The sequence below is a fragment of the Maribacter sp. MS6 genome, from assembly GCF_056839185.1.
Genome location: NZ_CM166389.1, coordinates 290,029 through 308,016 on the forward strand (window position 1 = coordinate 290,029; position 17,988 = coordinate 308,016).

19 protein-coding genes are annotated in these 17,988 nt (G+C 37.0%); 12 read left to right on the top strand and 7 right to left on the bottom strand.

What is annotated here, in order from left to right; translation table 11 throughout:
• Window positions 1-25: 25 nt before the first annotated feature.
• From MS6x_RS01495 to MS6x_RS01505, 3 genes are all read left to right on the top strand, one after another.
• On the top strand, window positions 26-2,560 hold the full coding sequence (locus MS6x_RS01495) for a type IV secretory system conjugative DNA transfer family protein (RefSeq protein WP_482605014.1): 2,535 nt from the start codon (window positions 26-28) through the stop codon (window positions 2,558-2,560).
• Window positions 2,561-2,580: 20 nt separating this feature from the next.
• Window positions 2,581-2,979 carry a hypothetical protein gene (locus MS6x_RS01500; protein WP_482605015.1) on the top strand — a complete coding sequence of 133 codons (399 nt, stop codon included), beginning with the start codon at window positions 2,581-2,583 and terminating at the stop codon, window positions 2,977-2,979.
• Window positions 2,980-3,044: 65 nt separating this feature from the next.
• Window positions 3,045-3,551 carry an ORF6N domain-containing protein gene (locus MS6x_RS01505; protein WP_482605016.1) on the top strand — a complete coding sequence of 169 codons (507 nt, stop codon included), beginning with the start codon at window positions 3,045-3,047 and terminating at the stop codon, window positions 3,549-3,551.
• Here MS6x_RS01505 and MS6x_RS01510 read toward each other — a convergent pair.
• From MS6x_RS01510 to MS6x_RS01540, 7 genes are all read right to left on the bottom strand, one after another.
• Entirely contained in the window at window positions 3,538-4,182 is a 645-nt protein-coding gene (locus MS6x_RS01510) for a hypothetical protein (RefSeq protein WP_482605017.1), read from the bottom strand. The two genes, MS6x_RS01505 and MS6x_RS01510, sit on opposite strands and share 14 nt — an antisense overlap.
• Window positions 4,175-4,795: a hypothetical protein gene (locus MS6x_RS01515; RefSeq protein WP_482605018.1), complete on the bottom strand. Its 621-nt coding sequence runs from the start codon at window positions 4,793-4,795 to the stop codon at window positions 4,175-4,177. The genes MS6x_RS01510 and MS6x_RS01515 overlap by 8 nt, the downstream gene beginning before the upstream one ends.
• Entirely contained in the window at window positions 4,779-6,905 is a 2,127-nt protein-coding gene (locus MS6x_RS01520) for an ATP-binding protein (protein WP_482605019.1), read from the bottom strand. Before MS6x_RS01520 ends, MS6x_RS01515 begins: the two co-directional genes overlap by 17 nt.
• A complete protein-coding gene (locus MS6x_RS01525; protein WP_482605020.1) occupies window positions 6,898-7,971 on the bottom strand; it encodes a DNA cytosine methyltransferase in 1,074 nt (357 codons plus the stop codon). The genes MS6x_RS01520 and MS6x_RS01525 overlap by 8 nt, the downstream gene beginning before the upstream one ends.
• On the bottom strand, window positions 7,971-8,180 hold the full coding sequence (locus MS6x_RS01530; protein ID WP_482605021.1) for a helix-turn-helix transcriptional regulator: 210 nt from the start codon (window positions 8,178-8,180) through the stop codon (window positions 7,971-7,973). Before MS6x_RS01530 ends, MS6x_RS01525 begins: the two co-directional genes overlap by 1 nt.
• Window positions 8,181-8,255: 75 nt before the next feature.
• Window positions 8,256-10,556 (bottom strand): relaxase/mobilization nuclease domain-containing protein, encoded by a 2,301-nt coding sequence (locus MS6x_RS01535; RefSeq protein ID WP_482605022.1) that lies wholly within the window; start codon window positions 10,554-10,556, stop codon window positions 8,256-8,258.
• Window position 10,557: 1 nt separating this feature from the next.
• Window positions 10,558-10,944 carry a plasmid mobilization protein gene (locus tag MS6x_RS01540; RefSeq protein ID WP_482605023.1) on the bottom strand — a complete coding sequence of 129 codons (387 nt, stop codon included), beginning with the start codon at window positions 10,942-10,944 and terminating at the stop codon, window positions 10,558-10,560.
• Between the two features lie 319 nt (window positions 10,945-11,263).
• Here MS6x_RS01540 and MS6x_RS01545 point away from each other — a divergent pair, with 319 nt between their 5' ends.
• From MS6x_RS01545 to MS6x_RS01585, 9 genes are all read left to right on the top strand, one after another.
• Complete coding sequence (locus MS6x_RS01545; RefSeq protein ID WP_482605024.1) at window positions 11,264-11,410, top strand: hypothetical protein; 147 nt, start codon at window positions 11,264-11,266, stop codon at window positions 11,408-11,410.
• 349 nt (window positions 11,411-11,759) lie between these two features.
• Window positions 11,760-12,440, top strand: a complete 681-nt coding sequence (locus tag MS6x_RS01550; protein WP_482605025.1) for a ParA family protein — start codon at window positions 11,760-11,762, stop codon at window positions 12,438-12,440.
• Between the two features lie 11 nt (window positions 12,441-12,451).
• Window positions 12,452-12,916, top strand: coding sequence for a hypothetical protein (locus tag MS6x_RS01555; RefSeq protein WP_482605026.1), 465 nt, complete (start codon window positions 12,452-12,454; stop codon window positions 12,914-12,916).
• An 8-nt stretch (window positions 12,917-12,924) separates the two neighbouring features.
• A complete protein-coding gene (locus MS6x_RS01560; RefSeq protein WP_482605027.1) occupies window positions 12,925-13,275 on the top strand; it encodes a hypothetical protein in 351 nt (116 codons plus the stop codon).
• Window positions 13,208-13,567 (top strand): hypothetical protein, encoded by a 360-nt coding sequence (locus tag MS6x_RS01565; protein ID WP_482605028.1) that lies wholly within the window; start codon window positions 13,208-13,210, stop codon window positions 13,565-13,567. The genes MS6x_RS01560 and MS6x_RS01565 overlap by 68 nt, the downstream gene beginning before the upstream one ends.
• A 13-nt stretch (window positions 13,568-13,580) precedes the next feature.
• On the top strand, window positions 13,581-13,904 hold the full coding sequence (locus MS6x_RS01570; protein WP_482605029.1) for a DUF4133 domain-containing protein: 324 nt from the start codon (window positions 13,581-13,583) through the stop codon (window positions 13,902-13,904).
• On the top strand, window positions 13,889-16,429 hold the full coding sequence (locus MS6x_RS01575; RefSeq protein ID WP_482605030.1) for a TraG family conjugative transposon ATPase: 2,541 nt from the start codon (window positions 13,889-13,891) through the stop codon (window positions 16,427-16,429). The genes MS6x_RS01570 and MS6x_RS01575 overlap by 16 nt, the downstream gene beginning before the upstream one ends.
• Before the next feature lie 4 nt (window positions 16,430-16,433).
• Entirely contained in the window at window positions 16,434-17,051 is a 618-nt protein-coding gene (locus MS6x_RS01580) for a hypothetical protein (RefSeq protein WP_482605031.1), read from the top strand.
• 9 nt (window positions 17,052-17,060) lie between these two features.
• Complete coding sequence (locus MS6x_RS01585; protein WP_482605032.1) at window positions 17,061-17,972, top strand: TraJ family protein; 912 nt, start codon at window positions 17,061-17,063, stop codon at window positions 17,970-17,972.
• The last annotated feature ends 16 nt before the right edge of the window (window positions 17,973-17,988 follow it).

The following is a 17,988-nucleotide window of genomic DNA, read 5'->3' on the forward strand; positions in this document are numbered from 1 at the left end:
CATTTCATAATTTCAAGGTTTTATCATGAAGGATAAGAATTTGGCATTTTCGGCCATGCTACTCTCGGTGGCATTTTTCGCAGTTATCGGTTTTATTACCTATTACCCGTTCTTACATGGTCAAAACTGGAATTCAGAACTATCTAGCCTCATCTACCAGTTTTTGACACGGTTTGAACCCATACAACATCCGCTTAAAAGTAGGGTATTATTAGTGATGTGTATTTTAGGGGCAGTCTTACTTTACAATCCAAGAAAAAAAGAGGGCAAGTCCGTATTAGGTGGGCTTCTATATTTTGTGCTAGGCGTTCTTTTACTGTCCGTGTCTGCATATATTTCTTCGACACATACTGGCCTCATCTGGTCTTCTATAGCCCTATACAGTTTCGGATTTCTATTTACGGTTACCGGAACGGTACATCTCTTTCAAGTGATGAACTTTGGCAATTTGGTAGAGGATGACCCTTTCAACGACGAGAACGAAACCTTTAAACAAACAGAGCAACGAATCGATACTGAATATTCAGTAAATATACCTTACGAGTACCGCTATAAAGGGAAAATAAGAAAAGGCTGGATCAACTTTGTGAATCTTTTCAGGGCCCTGTTGATTATCGGAACTCCCGGTAGTGGGAAGTCTTTTGCATTGATAGAGGAGATAATAGAACAGTTCATTGAAAAGCGGTTTACCCTTCTTATCTATGATTTCAAATTCGACACCCTCAGTAAAATCGCTTATAACTATTGGAGACGAAAAAAAGAAGCATTGGAAAAGTCGAAATCCGGTAAACATTTAAAAATGCCGGAATTCTATACCATTAGCTTCGATAATATCGAAAAATCGCATCGTTGCAATCCAATAGACCCTTATTTGATGACAAACCAAACGGATGCCGCCGATGCCGCCACGATTATCATGAAAAATTTAAACAAGGACTGGATAAAGCGGAGCGACTTTTTCTCAAAGAGTGCCATTAGTTTTGTTTCGGGACTTATCTGGTATCTCAAGAAAAAATCGGAGGCACTCGGCAAGAATATTTGCACCCTACCGCATGTGATAACCCTATCAACGGTCAACATTGAGTACCTATTGGAAATTATGATGCAGGAAGTCGAGGTACGAAGTCTTATGATTCCCTTTAAGGATGCTATGGAAAGACAGGCGGGTCAACAATTGGCGGGTCAGACGGCAAGTGCACAGATATCCCTATCCATGTTGGCCAACAAGGAAATCTATTATATCATGACCGGAAACGATTTTCGATTGGACTTGAACAATCCAAAAAGGCCAAAAATACTTTGTATCCAGAATAACCCGGACCGTTCGGAAATCTATGCAGCTCCCATTGGTCTTTATATCAATAAAATTCTTCAGGTCGTCAATAAACCTGGCGGGAGGCCGTTAGGATTGATTCTTGATGAACTACCCACTGTATTTATCATGGGACTCCGTAAAATTATCGATACAGGCCGATCACATTATGTGGCGACTATTTTGGGTATTCAGAGTATAACCCAATTGACAGCTGATTACGGTAGGGAACTGGCGGAGGTCATCTTTGATAATTGTTCCAATGTTTTCAGCGGTGCGGCCAAAGGAGAGACGGCCAAACGTATCAGTGAGATTTTTGGCCGCATCCATCAAGAAAAAAAGACAAATACCATATCCAATAACGATACTACCGTAAATTTCAGCACCATACTTTCCGAGCTACTTCCCAAGAGCAAGATTACCAGCATGTCTACCGGGCATTTTGGGGGTATTGTAGCGGATACTTTTGAGCATCCTATATCACAAAAACTATGTTTTGGATTGATACGACCGAATCTGGAGTCGAAACAAATACAGGGAACCTATGACATTCCACCACATACACATTTTAAGAGTAAACATCACAAAGAACTGGTCGAAAGTAAATTACGTTTGATGAAGACCTTAGATTTCTCTACTATTATTGGTAAACTGGACTTTGACCAAACCGACTATCTTGGATTTTATAAGCGCTATTTAAAGGAGTTTTCCACTGAGCATTGTAAAAATCCTATACACCGCATGCAGTTTGTACCCCTAGCGACCGAATTAAAACTATTTGATCACCTGCAAAAAATAGAAGAATTAACGCATCCGGATTCAGGCTCTGCGGTAGAACTTACCTCGTTTCTGGAAGACTTGGTAGACCGCATGTTTTTGGATAAAGAAATCGACGCTGTACTGGATGCAAATTTCTTACAGGTGATAAGGGATATCGACGAGTTGGTTCAGGAAGAATATGTGACCTGTACGGGGAAACAACCAAAGTTGGCCGTATTCGACACCGATAAAACAGGTGATGAAATAAGTGCATCCTTGGAGAAAGACCAGGTGGTGGCCGATCAATTTATGACGGAGTATAACAAACGTTCTAGCCGGGAATTGGCGGATGCATTTCGTAAGGCGCACGAAATCCCTACTTTTGAGAAAGTTGCGGTTGCCAACGTGGCAGCGGTATCGGATGATACAACTTTTAACGATTTGGAAGATTTGTTTTCCAGTCATCCCGTGAATATGCTAGAAGATTAAAAAAAATAAACGTAAAACCTATGAAGGAAATAGACGAAATTATGAGGGCCTCGGTCGAGGACTTTGACTACATCGGAGAACGATTGCGTATCATACGCGATGAACTTATCGAAAAGGATACGGGCAATAAACGCACCAGTGCATTTTCCCGGAAAACCATTTCGGAACGCTTTGATATGGATTATAACACCCTTGCCAACGTAGAACGAGGAACCGTATCGCTAACGACCATAAAATTGGTATTGTACTACTATACCTTGGGTTACAACCCCATGTGGATACTGTCGCCCGACAACGAGTTCATTCCCAAGCACAATATCGGAGAGAACGTGGTCTACCAAACCGATGTACAAGAAGAATATAAAGATCTCGAATCTGTCATTGTCAATGCCTTGATGGACTTCAAAAAGAAGATTTAAAACTGTAGCGCTACCAAAGCATTCAAAGGGTATCACATTTTGTGATACCCCTAAAAAAGAAAGACATGACAAAAGTTGTACCTGAAATCATAGCCGATACCATACAATACCTTAGAGACCAAAAAGTAATTCTGGATTTTCATTTGGCCAAACTCTATGAAGTGGAGACCCGTGCCTTAAAACAGCAGGTTAAACGAAACCTTGATCGGTTTCCCGAAGATTTTATGTTCGAACTTACTCCAGAAGAAATCAACGAACTGGTATCACAACATGTGATACCTAACAAAAGTATTTTTGGTGGCGCAGTACCCATGGCCTTTACCGAACAAGGAGTTGCCATGCTTTCTAGTGTACTCACAAGTAAAAAAGCCCTCGATGTTAATATTGCCATTATACGAACTTTTGTACAACTGAGAAAGCTCCTAGAATCAAATAAGGAACTGGAAAAGCAAATACTCTCCATGGAACGGAAATATGATCAACAGTTTAAAGTGGTTTTTGATGCGATAAAAACGCTTATTGTGAAGGAAAATGAGCCTAGAAAACGAATTGGATATATTAATGAAGTATGAAGTCTGAAGATTTAGCGTCTTTATCTCCTTTGAAGGTTAAAGACTCTCTGGCGCTAATCAGTAACCCTGCTGAGAGAACGTCACCAACTTTCTGTAATTTTCGGGATTCCTGAGTATATAGTTGATTCATTTTTGAATACGATTCAAATGCTGTTATATCCTCGGTAAGAAATGATGTTAATCCGATGGTATCGCACTTTAAAGATATATCCCCATATTCATTTTTAAATGTATAAACTTTATCTTTATATCCAATAAACACCCGACAAGATTGCTCCATCAAGTCTTTACCTAAATTAGTAGCACTAGAGCAACTATTTGTATAGAAAAAAGAGTTGTTAAAAAAAGAATTGTCATTCCCAGCCATAACGAAAGGAACATTACCAACTGTAATACTATCCTCGTCACCGTGTGTAAATGCCGCCCATATAAAAGGTGGTTCCTTTAGATTCTGCAATGAGATGTCAATATAAGCTTGATTACATTTATTAGCAGATAGTTCAGTAACCCTTATTCTATTTCTATTTACTTCAATAGAATTGATTATCTCTATGGAATCATCTTTGCATAATGTGAAATAAAGCCCCAAGTCCGCATCGGAGTCATCAAAAGCAATTAATAAATTAATCATTTAATCGTTCTTGATTTGATGTTAGCAAATCAATTGCCAAGAGTAGAATACTCTTCTTCATTTGTCTACCTAACTCTGTTTCTAGTCTAATTTCAACCATTAAGTCTTCTAAGGAATAAACTTTTCCTGATTTTGTAGTTAAATAAGGCTTCTCTAACTCGTCCTGACTCCTCTTTGAAATCCATTCTTCCAAAATACAATCTACTCTAGTTTCAAGTTGATGAGAAGCCTTTTTTACTAGATTAACAACTGTTTCTGTAGATTCTGTATTTTGTATGAATGCCAAGGCATCGTTATTAATGAAATCGATTAAATCTTCCTTGCTAATTTCAATAAGTAGTTTAGCTGTCCAAATTATAACGTAGACAAGGGAAGTTGTTTCTCGTATTTTTTTAAATACGAAAGGTGCATTAGGATGACCAGTACCTAAATCAAAATCGAGTAATACAACGAGTTTAGTGGTTAGATTATTTTCTATAAATTCTATACCTTTTTCAGAAACTGGTTCTAAAATAACATTACCCTCTCCATAAATTTCTTTCAAAGTAATGATGACAGGGTCCATTGGAGATAAATCATCGTGTATTATAAGTACTTTAAGATTTTCCATCATCTTCTCTATTAAATGGGAATGTCATTTTAAATGTAACCCCCTTATTTTCAAATTCACTTCCTACTACTTCAATTGCACCATTTAATGATTCTATTCTTGTTTTTACAATATATAATCCAATTCCCGCACCACCTAAATCAGCCGTGGTAGTATAATAAATATCAAAAATCCTATTTTCATCACCTTTTTGTAAACCTTCACCATTGTCGGAATAATATAGCACAAATTCATTATTATCTATAAATCCAGAACACTTAATCTGCTTATCCTCTTCGTTTCTAAGTGCCTTTATAGAATTAGAGATAAGGTTTTCAAAAATATCTTCAAAAAACTTCTTGTTTGTAGGTATTGTAAAGCTATCACTAATTTCAATATTCGTTTTAATATTCTCAGCTTCAAAAACCGGCACATAAGAGATGTTGAATAGGTTAGTTATTAGCTCTTTTATATTTATGTCGTTAACATCTAAAGTGGAGCCTGCATAACTGAGCATAAAATCAATAACCTTGTTCAGGTTACTCATTTCTTTATAAATTGATGATGCATATTCAATAAAAACATTATTCATACTTGGGTTCGGAAATCTATCTTTAAAAAACTCTGCCATTCTTTTAACTTTGCCTAGAGATGTTCTAATCGCATGAGAAATATGAATAGCATAATCTTGTAGGGACATCAGGCTCAAATAGATATTTTCCTTTCTTATGAACTCATCCCTTTCCTTTTCTTGTTGAATTATACCTTGTCTAATAGATTTATCAATTGTTTTTGCTAATGTTTTAATTGGGACTAATGAATCTTTAAGATTAGGATTTTCTTTTGCTATTAACTCAATAGCTTGCGAAAATTCCTTAACATCGATGTTAGCACGAACTAATTCTTCATCAATTTTTTCTCGGAATATCATTCGTTCCGATTTTTTTAACTCCCCTATTGCATTTAATTGGTCAATCACATATTCTTTTAGTTCTCGATACTCCTGATTATCCACAAAATCCTGTCTATTTGTAGCGTCAGTAATGTTAGGGTTAAGTTCCTTGGAAATATCAAGTACTCCTATAATTTCTCGTGAACCAATTTTATCAAACGCGCCAGACCATAATCTTTTATCTATTCCTAAAACGTCTCTTTTTTTATCTCTTTTTTGTTCAAATTCTGCAAAAGGTGTGGTAATTATTCCATCTCTGTAAATTTTAATTCCATCTATTCTGTAATCTACATTTTTGTACTCTCTATTATACCTCATTTTTGCCTTCTCATTGAAGTAAAAAAGCTGAAGGGAAATAGGGCCAAAAGAAGCTATTGGAATTTCTTTTTTTCTTATCAAATTTGTCGAATTGTCGAAGTAGAGTGTTTCCTGAGTACCTGATTCAATATTATAATTAATTTTGAATTCGCTACTGGAATATTTAATGCTTTCAGCAACTATTTTTTTATGACTAAATTCAGGAAATTCATCAGATTCAATAACAATATTAAAAGGGGGAGTCAAGGGATGGAAAGGAGAAACAATTTTCTCTAATTCTCTTTCCAATCTTCTAATATCGTTTTCTGACCAAATATCATCTATAAATGATATAATCAACGAGGTTCCCTTTTCTTCTTTTGGAGCTGAAGTAAAAGTATATCCGTTTTCCACTTCTGTAAAAAGAGTCAACTGGGGCTGGTCAGACAAACGCTGATACTCCTCCCAATCTATATTTACTATTAATCGCTCCGAGCTATCTTCTTGAGTAGTCGAAATCTTTACTTTATCACCCAATTTATCAACTGCAAAGCGCCCAATGCCCTTTTCCCCAACATATCTCCTATTGAAAGGCTCCGCAGTAAAAAGTTCTTTTCTTTTACTTGCTGTTCCAACAACCATCCATTTATCTCTAATATCTTCAAAAGACATACCATGGCCATCATCTGATATGATGATTTTTGCATCAGGATTATTAGATGTACTTACTTTTTCAAAACGAACAACTACCTTAGTGGCATTTGCATCATAACAATTTTTAACCAACTCGTATATAGCAGTAATTCTATCCGTTATTAGTTCTCGTCCTAATAACCGGAAAGTATTAACGTCAAATCTCCATTTTAAAGTTTGTTTTTTACTCATTGCTATATTGTTCAATATGTTTTTGCACACTTACAGCAATCGCTTGACCTAATTTTACTGGAACTGCATTTCCTATCTGTTTAGCTATTCTCCCAGACGAAAAAACCCTTTTTGGGTCAACAAAGTCATATTTTTTAGGAAATGACTGTAATATTGCCGCCTCTCTTAGTGAAATAGCTCTGTCTTGTTCTGGGTGACCAAACCTACCATTATTGTATCCAATACAATACGTTGTCATAGTTGGTGCCACATCATTCCAACTCATTCTTCCGTATGCACTACCATATGCTTTTCCTCCCTCTTTTTTATGACAATCAGCAATCAATTCTTCCTCCCAATCTTTCCAACCACCTCCTTCAGGTGTTGCTTTTATCCGTTTTAAACTTAAATCACTTAACTTTCTAGCACGATGTAAAATATCTTTTTTATGTACTTCTCCTGATTCTATTTTTGGTAGTTTGCCTATGGCTTTCTTAACGCTATTAGTCTTTTTAACATGAGTATATGGTATCATCTCAATAGGACCATTCAAGGAGGCAAGTAAAACTAGTCGTTTGCGTCTTTGAGGAACTCCATAAAATTGTGAATCATAAACCTCCGCAGAAACGTGATATCCGAAACTTTTTAGGGATTGGATAAAATCATTAAGTACTTTGCCATTTTTAAAAGTTTTCAACAATGGTACATTTTCCATTGAAACTATTTCTGGCTTTATTTCCTGTATTAAATCAGCAAAGGAATATAACAACTTCCATCTTTCTGAATTCATATCACTAACGGAACCGTTACTTTTTTGATTGAAAATTGAGAAAGGTTGACAAGGTGCACAACCAATTAGTATTTTTCTTGAATCTTTACCAAAGAGGGAAGTAAGATAGTTAGAACTTAAATCGGCTACACTTTTGCCAATGAAACTAGCCTTATTGTTTTTTTCATACGCATACCGACAATCTTCATCTATATCCACCCCAGCAGTTACTTTGAAGCCTTTATCTAAAAAACCCCTAGTTAAACCTCCTACTCCGCAAAAGAGGTCTACTACTGAATACTGTTCTATTTTACTCATTAATTATTTCTAGTTATTAAAAGCTTATTTACATCTACCTCTAGTATTTCGGCAATTGAGATTAGCGTCTCAACAGACGGCTGTCTGGCATTAGTGCACCAATTAGATACCGTCGTCTCACTCTTAGAAAGCTTTTTCGCTAGCCATTTATTCGTCTTATCGCTCTCAACAAGAACCAATTTTAGCCGATTTAATTTCTTCCTATTCATAATTCGTTTTTAACGTATAAGCAAATATATTTAAGTATTAGCATACTTTTTAACATTAGTCTGATTATTTACCCTTTATATAAAGACACCCCGATACTTCGAATAATCAGTCAGCTCGTCCTTAAACCCATTAAAAGCTTCTTCTTCCACATAATTCTTACCTCCTAAAATTGAACTAAAAGCATATACGCTTTTTCTTAGTACAGCCGCAAACTCTCTATTAATTTTTTGGTTTGAAACTTCAAGTATCTTCTCTCGTAACCCGGCATCAAGATGATGCCCCATAACTTCATCATGCAGATTTGGATGTACCCTGTCATAAACCATCATGTAGGCTGCCTTATCGTAGAGTTTCAATTCAATCAAGTGCGTGACCCATAGGTTCTTTAATTGGCCCTGTGCATTCTCTTGGATTTTTCGGGTAATCTGGTTTTGTTGCGTTAGTAGGGAGTCCAAGTTTTTTATGGAACTTAAGTAAGACTTTGTTCTTTGCGACAACGGAATGCTAATTCCACTCTTGGAATAAATTGAACCTAAATGAAGGTCATTCTCTTTTCGTTCAAAATAAAAACCCTTGGCAATAAAGAGCTTGATATAATCCGTCGGCGACTTTTCGAAGTGTTTATTGAACTGTTCTGCCTTATGATGATAGGCTTTCAGGCTTATTTCCTCAAATCGTACTCGGTATTCGGGCTTCATTGCAACATATTGGTCAGGAAACATCATCGGTAAAAAAAAAGAAGTTGCCTTTAAGTCGGTAGATGTACTTTGATTTACTTCTGTAAGGATTTCCATTACTTTTTCATTTTGACTTATGAAACCTGTTGATATAAAGGAATTGGTTGTCTTTGGAATCATAAGTTTTCCCAAAGTCATAGGAACAGAGTAAGCATTCGAATTTATAAAGGATAGCCTTCCGTTTGCATACTTAAGTCCTAGACCTTGTAGTAAATGGAAAGGGATATTCGAACCATCTTCGGTTTCAAACGCCGATATCTCCATCACTTTGTTAAATAGCGTCACTTTTTCTTCCAAAGCTTCGATTTCTTGTTTTGACTGCGAAACAGCTAGTTTGTTGCGTACTCCCTCAAATTCCTGCTGCAGCTTCTTCAGTAGCACTTGGCGACCATTTTTGTCCGAATAAAAGTTTAAAAAGGTGTAGGACTTTGAATTTACGATACGGGGCAACAAATCCTTCAAATTCTTGGTCGTTACAAATTCAGATAGCAAATGGTTTCTTTTATCTGATCTCAAATACAATTCTACAAAGGCATTTTTTATTAATTTTTGGACTTCAAGTATCAATTGTTCGCTCTGGGAGTTGATATTGCTTTCAACGTCCTCATTATCGGATAGCTGTGGATGGTTCTTAAAATCGGTTCTAAAACCTATTTCAGCCTGGTTAAAAACATATCCTGACTTATCATAAAGAGTTAAACCAATAGGTCTATGCTTTCGGTCATACTGAAGCTCGCAGTCAATATTTTGATAGGTCTTTAGAATATCTGGCAAATCTTCGTAACGAATGCTTTCAAAGAGTTTCAGGGTTGTTGCCAACTGTTTTTCCAGACGTTTTTTGTGCATTGGAACTAGCTTCGATTTTCTATTACGCTCAAAAACAGCTTTGATTTTAGGACCACTTAGTTTCGGATGCACTTGATAACCATCTATAAATCGTGTTTTATACTGTTTTTGGTTGTTCAGTCCGTACGCTACTCCTACCCTACCATTTTCGTTAATGGATTGCTTTATGACAATGTGATAGGGTTCTAGAAGTATTTTCAGTTCATCGATGCTACGTATGTTGTATTTCTGAAACGTACTGTTCAATACCTCCTGAAGATAAAATCGATTGCCATTGCTGTCGTCAGTACTAAACTGTAATTCAGGCAATCGATGTATGGGTAATTGCCGCTCCGATCGCGTTTCAGGAGCTGGGGAAAGTCCGTATCTTTTTTCAAGATATTTTTGTGTGGCCACATTACGCCTGTAATCATGGGAAAGATTGATACTACTCCCATCGTCTGTTATAGTAGAGGAGACAATATGTATGTGCTCATGTTTGGTATCATCATGCCTCACTACAACATAAGGCTGCTCCCCATAACCCATCTGTTCCATATATTCTTTCGCCACCTCATAGAACTTGGTGTTATCCAAATGTTCGCCATGGGGCAGGTTCAATGTGATATGCGCGTACCGTTTGGTAGACTTTTTACGCTGTCCCAAACCATATAGTATGTTAACGAACAGTCGGGTATCCGTATCAAATTCTGAATAGGTATTTTGAAAGCCTAAAATGATTCTACCTTCTTTCCCGAAAACATAATTCAATACGCCTTGTACAGTTTCTCGGTATAAGATTCGGGCAATCATATTATGGCTTTTTTTGAATTAGTAATAGCATGACTTGGTGTAAAAGTTCATTTGATTTTTCCACCTCACTTTGCAATTTTGCCGATGGTGACCTCATGTTTTTGTACTGTGCCACTTTTGTCAATTGATTAATATTGTTTCCGATTTTGTTGATTTGATAGACTAAATTTGAGAAACCATCCGGCAGTTTATCCTCCTTTTCGGCTTCTTTATTTAAAATAAACCGTCTTAAAAATGGACCTACTGTTCCTCTTTTATTAAAATCAAGGTTATAGGATTGCAGCATCGTTTTGACTTTTTCCAATTCTTCATCGTTGAAACGCAGCATAATCCGGTGTTCTCTTTTCTTTTTGCCAAGACGCTTTCTACCTCCTTTGTTCTGTGCCACTATGGTATCAATTTTATAGACGTATCGTCGTTTTCACTTCGTAAGAAGTAGTAAGTTTTAAGCTGCTTAAAACATAACTCGCTATATTCTCCGAATATAAATATACTGAAATATTTCCATGTTGGATTTACCCATCATTTGACCTATTTATCCTCTAATACTTTATAGCTTAAATATTGAATCATTTTTATATTATGATTGATGTTTGCAAGTTAAAATGGCTAGTAATTATACTAATTTTTAAATTAGAGGACAGCTATGGAATTTCTTCCTACAACACCATCCCTCAAGACATGAATAAAGATAAGTGAACCGTGCTTTGGCAAAAAAAGTTCATGGGACTTTTTCGTCCCATGTGCTTTTGCGCGGTTACGAGGAGGCCCTGGATGCCGATAGGCATCCTTGGCTTCCGCAGGAACTTCGGATAAGCATTACATCTGTAATTTCAACTATTTCATGGCAATAACTATCATTAGCCTTTACACGAGACACAGCCAATTTTATTCTCTTCAGAAACAAGCCTTGGCTACAAAAAGTAGTGTGCTACCCTCAAGGTTTTTAGTTGTGTGACTACCCTTTGTTGGAAGCAAAAGTAATCTTACAAGACCATATCAATTACAGTTCCGTACCCATATGTATTCATGTGGTTTTATATGGTTTTACATTAAAATATAATCCATAAATGCTTGTTTATTAATGTTTTATATTTCTATATTCATCATTAATTATATAATTATTGAGGTATATAAATCATTGGTTAATGCATTCATCAATGTATTATTTAACTACGTATGGAACGAATTAAATAACTAATTATGGAAACAAAAATTATAAGTGTCGTTGGCGAAAAAGGAGGCATTGGAAAAACGACCTTGAACATCATCCTGGCCTCTGACCTTTTTTATGCTAAGGGTAAAAAAATAGTGCTATTGGATGCGGATAACCCCCAATATTCCATTTACAATAAAAGGCAGCGTGAACTGGAATCATTGGAGGAGAACGAAAGACAATCCATGCAATTTTATCCTATAGAACGGGTAAGCGTTACTAGTTTACAGGATACCATAGTAAAGCACTACGGCAATGTGGATTACATTATCTTAGATCTTCCCGGAAGCCTTAACGTAGAGATGGTAAAGGGGCTTTTATATGTGGAACATATTTTTGTGCCTTTCGATCATGATGAACTGGAAATCGACAGCACCTCCCATTTTTATTTTACCCTAAAAAATAACTTTCTGGACAATGAGGAACGTGTGCTAAAAAGTATTCATCTATTCTTCAACAAATACAAGCTGGTAAAAAAAACCAAGTTTGCCGTACTTCGTCAGCAGTTTTTGGAAGCGGATATCCCGATGATGGAAAGTGTGGTCAAGGATAAAACCATATATAAGGAACGTTACCGAAACACCCTCTACCCTATTCCCGAACATAAAGAAATGGGTGAAAAGGACATCAAACATTTTTTCAAAGAGATTGCCCAATTAACAAGCTAACAACCAATACTATGAAGAAAGAACCGAAAATAGATACCCTAGGCCTTATCCAAAAGATGACGGAGAAAAATAAGGAAACCATTGATGTTCTGGAAGGCTTAAAAAACGAACGATCATATAACAAGCCTCCGGTGGCGTCCAAACAACATTTGAAGACAAAATCCGTTAGCAAAAAGGACGAAACCACGGACACGGAGAATTTTAAAACCCCTAAACAGGAAAATGCACCAGAGGGTAATGGTTATGCGGTTCAAAAGTTCGAAGGGTTTCTAACTGCTGAAAATTTCAGGGACAGGAAAGAATCGTTTGTACTGTCCTTAAGTAAAGAGTGTATGGCCAAATATGAGAAATTGGCACAGGGTGCATCCTATAAATTGAATATTAAGACGCACCGCAACGATTTAATGCGCAAGGTTTTGGAAGATTTTATACACCAAAAGTTTAGAAAATTGCTAAACCTTATCGAACAGGAATAAAAAACATAATGAGTAATTATTGGTACATATTCGTCGGGTTGGCCCTTATTTATTATGGGTACATTACTTGGGTGTTGCTCAAAAAGAAGAAATCCACAAAGAAAAAAGATTCAAAAAAACTTGCTTATTTGCGTTTAAATAATAAATTTGTAAATAATTCCGATAATGAGCAGACTGATTTAGGAGCTGTACTCAACCAAATAACCGAGGTAGAAGATACTTCAAAACTTTTGGAAGCTTTTAAAGAGGGTTCATTGGAGGAAGATTCAAATTCCTTAACTCGCAAAAAGCATGAAAAACTCAAAGTTATCCGTAACAAGGATACGGCGAAAGAAAATTCACCGGACTCCAAAAACTGACGTACTCCTCCTATTTCTAGTCCTGCTCAGCATTCCAATATGCTCCTATGGCCAACTGGAACAATTGCTCCAAGAGGCGCAAGATTTCAAAAACGACTCGCAAACACTTTCCAGAGAAATCGTTGACATTATCAAGATTATTGCCGGCGTGGCCATAGCCATTACGGGTTTAGCCTATCTCTATATCAGAGACCAGCAGACGGACTTGGCCAATAAGCTGGGCAAGGCAATTATAGGGATAGCTATATTTTTTGCATTGGTCGCCATCGGCGAGGAAATTGCCAATATCTAAATTTTCTTACGCCATGGAGAATTATCATATCCCTATTAAGAAAGGGCTGCAAAAGGATGTCCTATATAGAGGTCTCAAGGCAAAGTACATCATGTACTGCCTTTACCTCGGCATAGGAGCAATTCTGTTAGGCCTTGTTCTATCCACTTTCATTCCGATGCTAATGGCGATGATAGCCGTTATTATCGCAGTTGCAGTTGTATTTCTAATACTCTTGTTTTACTCCAGAACTTATGGTGCCAATGGCTTTGTTAAAAAGTTAGCAGATGCGGCTAAGCCCAATTCCATAAAAGTCTCTAATTCATTTGAAAACCTATTGCTATGGAAAAACAGCTAGCTCTTTGGGATGCCTTCCCTATTTATGGTTATGAAAAGCAATCACTAATAGCAAAGGAAAAAGGTTGCGTAACCATTCCATTGCAATTGCAACTACCAGAGGTTTTTACCTTGGATGCAAGGGAATATGAAATAGTGCAAGAACTGTTTTTTAACATCATAAACGTTCTTGGACCAAATCGACTTTTACACCGACAGGACTTTTTTCTACAAGAAAACTACGAACCCATCCCGCAAAGGTTGCAAGGCGATATGTTGGAAAGAGCGAACGAGAATCATTTTGAAGGTCGTCCATATTTGAGGGATACACATTACATGTATATAAGTATTGTCCCAAAAAATTATATGAACTATAGTCCCAAACGTGCTAACTCGTTTTTGGGAAAAACACGGGAATTTTATTTTTCGCAAACGGTTCCGGAAGATTATATAGACGGAAATACCTTGAAAGATTTCGAAAATCAGGTACAGAGCGTAAACAACCTGATTAATTCAAGTGGACTCATCAAGTCCACAATTTTGGATTATAAGGAACTGTTCTCGCCAAATGGCCTGTTTGCCAAATACTTTGGACTTAGTGCTACAAATACGAATTTACCAGATATTGATTTTAACAATAAAACAATACATGTAGGAAAGAAGCAGGGTCAGTTTTTTACAGTTGAAAACTTAGATCAGTTTACTAAAGGTCATATAGGAACCCATGAGCTGTATGGCAAGTTCACCACCCGTGATAATCGATTTCCGATCGGTAATCTATTTTCATTGGGTTTTAAAGTGCCTTATGAACATGTTATCAATCAGTACATCTATGTTCCGAATCAAGAAAAAGCCCTAAAGAGCCTACACAAAAAGGCAAAGAGTTTTGAGCGATTTAGCTCAGGAAAACAAGATGACAGCAATTCCATTTATGCAAATCAAATCCATGAGTATATCAAGGACATTCTTGAAAATCACAAGGAAACAGTATTCTATCACTTAAATGTATTTGGTTTTGAGGATGAGTCCAAAAAACAAAAGCAAATGGAAAACGCTATCGCTGCGGCATTTAAAAGATTAAAAATAAATGCAAAACAAAATACCATTGATCGAAAGAACTTATTTTTTGCAGGGGTGCCTGGCAATGCGATAGGTATATCATCTGATATGTATATGCCGATGCCGAGCGATATGGCCGCTGCCCTACTCTATGTTGAGGGAGACTATAAAGATTCATCTAAAGCGGTTGATGGTATACGGCTTGTTAACAGAATTTCAGGTCGTCCACTATCCGTAAGCATATATAGTGAGCCGGAAAAAAAGGATTGGATATTTAATCGCGGTATGTTGGTCGCTTCCGGATCTGGCGGCGGAAAATCGTATTTGGCAAACCACTATTTCGCTTCTGAATTACGGCAAGGTGGAGAGGCCATTATTATGGAAGATGGTAATTCTTACGATAAACTTACCGAGGTATTTGGAGGTATTATTTTACAGCATGACGATGAACGGCCATTCACGTTCAATCCGTTCCTTTTAGATGAACATGATGTTATAGAAAGCCCGACCCATGAAAAAACATTGAGTGAAGATAAATTAGTATATATCATTACTTTATTGAAATTGATTTCAGGCGACCAAAGCAATACCAATAATTCTGAAGTTACCAACACAGTTCTTGAACATTTGGTTGCTGGCTATTATCAGTCTATGTGGCGGCTTTATACACCGTCTTTTAAATTTAATACTTTTTATGAATATTGTAAAAGGCACTTATCTGACTTTTTAACAAGTAAAGAAGTACCAAAAAAACAATTCGATGCCAAAGTTTTCCTTTTCATTTTGGAAAAATATTATGCCGAGGGCTCAAGAGGAAACCTATTGAACAAGGAAGACGAAAGAATTTGTAATCTCAGCAATGAAAAACTGGTGTACTTTAAATTGGGTAAACTGATAGACAACGAGCTATTGTTCCCTATTACCGCTTTAATGATTATGGACATCTTCAATAAGAAGATGCATGATTCTTCAAAATTATCGATCAATAAAATATTGGCGGTCGATGAAGCTTGGAAGGCCTTAGAACGACCAGAATTGGTGCATTATTTTAATAGTCAATCCAGAATGGCAAGAAAACTGGGAGGTCAGCCGATTTTCATTTCACAAAAGGTAGATGACTTTATTTCCTCCGAAATCATTAAAAACGCCATTGTTGTCAATTCGCATATTAAGGTGTTTTTAGACATGCGAGACTTTGCCCAATCATTTGACAAAATACAATCGATTATGGGATTGGGAGAAAAACAAAAGCAGCTCATTCTTTCTTTGAACAGGGACATTCCAAAGGACAAAAAATTTCGCGAGGTCGCCATTTGTTGGATGGACAGAGTAAAGGTGTATGGCGTAGAAACGTCCTTAGAAGAAAAATGCATTTACGAAACGAATCCCACCGAAAGCACTAAAATTGATCAATTATATCACAAAAATCATAGTAACTGGGAGTTGACGGCGAAGGCCTATGCTTTTACAAATACTACTAAAAACTAAGACTATGAAACGATTACTATTACTACTAGGGCTGTTGATATCCAATCCAATACTTGCGCAGATACCAGTAACCGATATCGGAACAAATACCAGCTTAGGCATTCTTAGTAAACAACTGGGTAACATGAATGTTCAACTAACGACCATGAACCAAAACCTGTCTCAGATCATAAATCTCCTCGAAGAAAACAATCAAGTAGCGGAGAAATCGAGAGGTATACTGGAAGAGGAACTGGAAGCAAAGAAAACAGCACCAGAATTCGTGATATCATCCACAGATGTGAGTACAACAATGGATTTGAAAACCAAAATTTTACAGGCGTATCGTTCATCGCAACATAGCCTAGAACAATGGGAATATTTAGATAGGGAGGAAAAGCAGGAATATATCGCTTTTGCCTCACTGGCGATTTCAGAAACCACAAATCTGTTCAAACAATGTAAGGATATTTTAACAACCAAAGCGATTATCCAGCCCGAAGAACGGCTAAAGAAGGTCAATGGTATAAACACCAAACTAGATAACATTCTTGATGAGCTAATCGCCTACAACAATAAATTATCAAGCACCAATAATTTTAGAAAGTCGAGAAGCACCCTTATCAATTTAGAAAAACAATAAAGAATACAGATGCAAACCACGGACAAAGGAATACGGGAGGCAGTCAACGAACTATTCGATCAATATATTATCGATGCTTTTGAATTGGTCGACCCTATCGTGGGCATAGGCCAACAATTCGCTTACATAGGTATTGCCCTTATAGCCCTTGGAATATTTCTTAATGAAGATAAACGTGCAGATTTATTCGCCTATTTGCGATGGGTACCCTTGGCTATGCTATTGTTGAATTACAGGGTTGTCACTTTGACGATATTTGAGTTTTATCAATCCATCGGAAACACGTTCAAGGCCAATGATATTTCGTGGGACATTCTCCAAATGAAAATATTTAAGGCACAGCTACAGGCTTTAGAAGCAGAGGATGGTACCTGGAGCTTATTGGCCTTGGATGCTGAAGGCCTTGCTTCGATAGCCTTGGGGTTTATGACGTCTCTGGTCACATCGATAGCTTCTTTAATAGCAGCAGTAGTGTTTATAGGGATAAAGTCGATGTCGGTCATATATCTGTTTGTCCTCATCATATTTGGGCCTCTAAACGTCGGTTTATCTTTTATACCCGCATTTTCCGGCATGTGGAAGACCTGGCTACAGAAATTCATGAGCGTTTGTCTATGGATACCTATGCTATATCTCATCGACAATTTCATGTTGAACGTGCTAGATAAACTGATTCGCACACTACTGTACGACGGGGAAGCTAATTTAGGTCTGGTACTTACTAGCGCTTTACTCATGCTCATGAACGTATTTGTATACCTCAAAGCTCCAACATTATCAAATTTTATAGTGCAGGGAATGAACGTTAGCGCAAGTCAGTTGAAGGATCGAACCAAACACTATGCGAAAAAGGCGGCACAAACTGCGGTGGACGTAAAGACGGGAGGGGCTACAAAAGGGGTAAGAACAATGATACAATAATCCAGTTACCGATAAT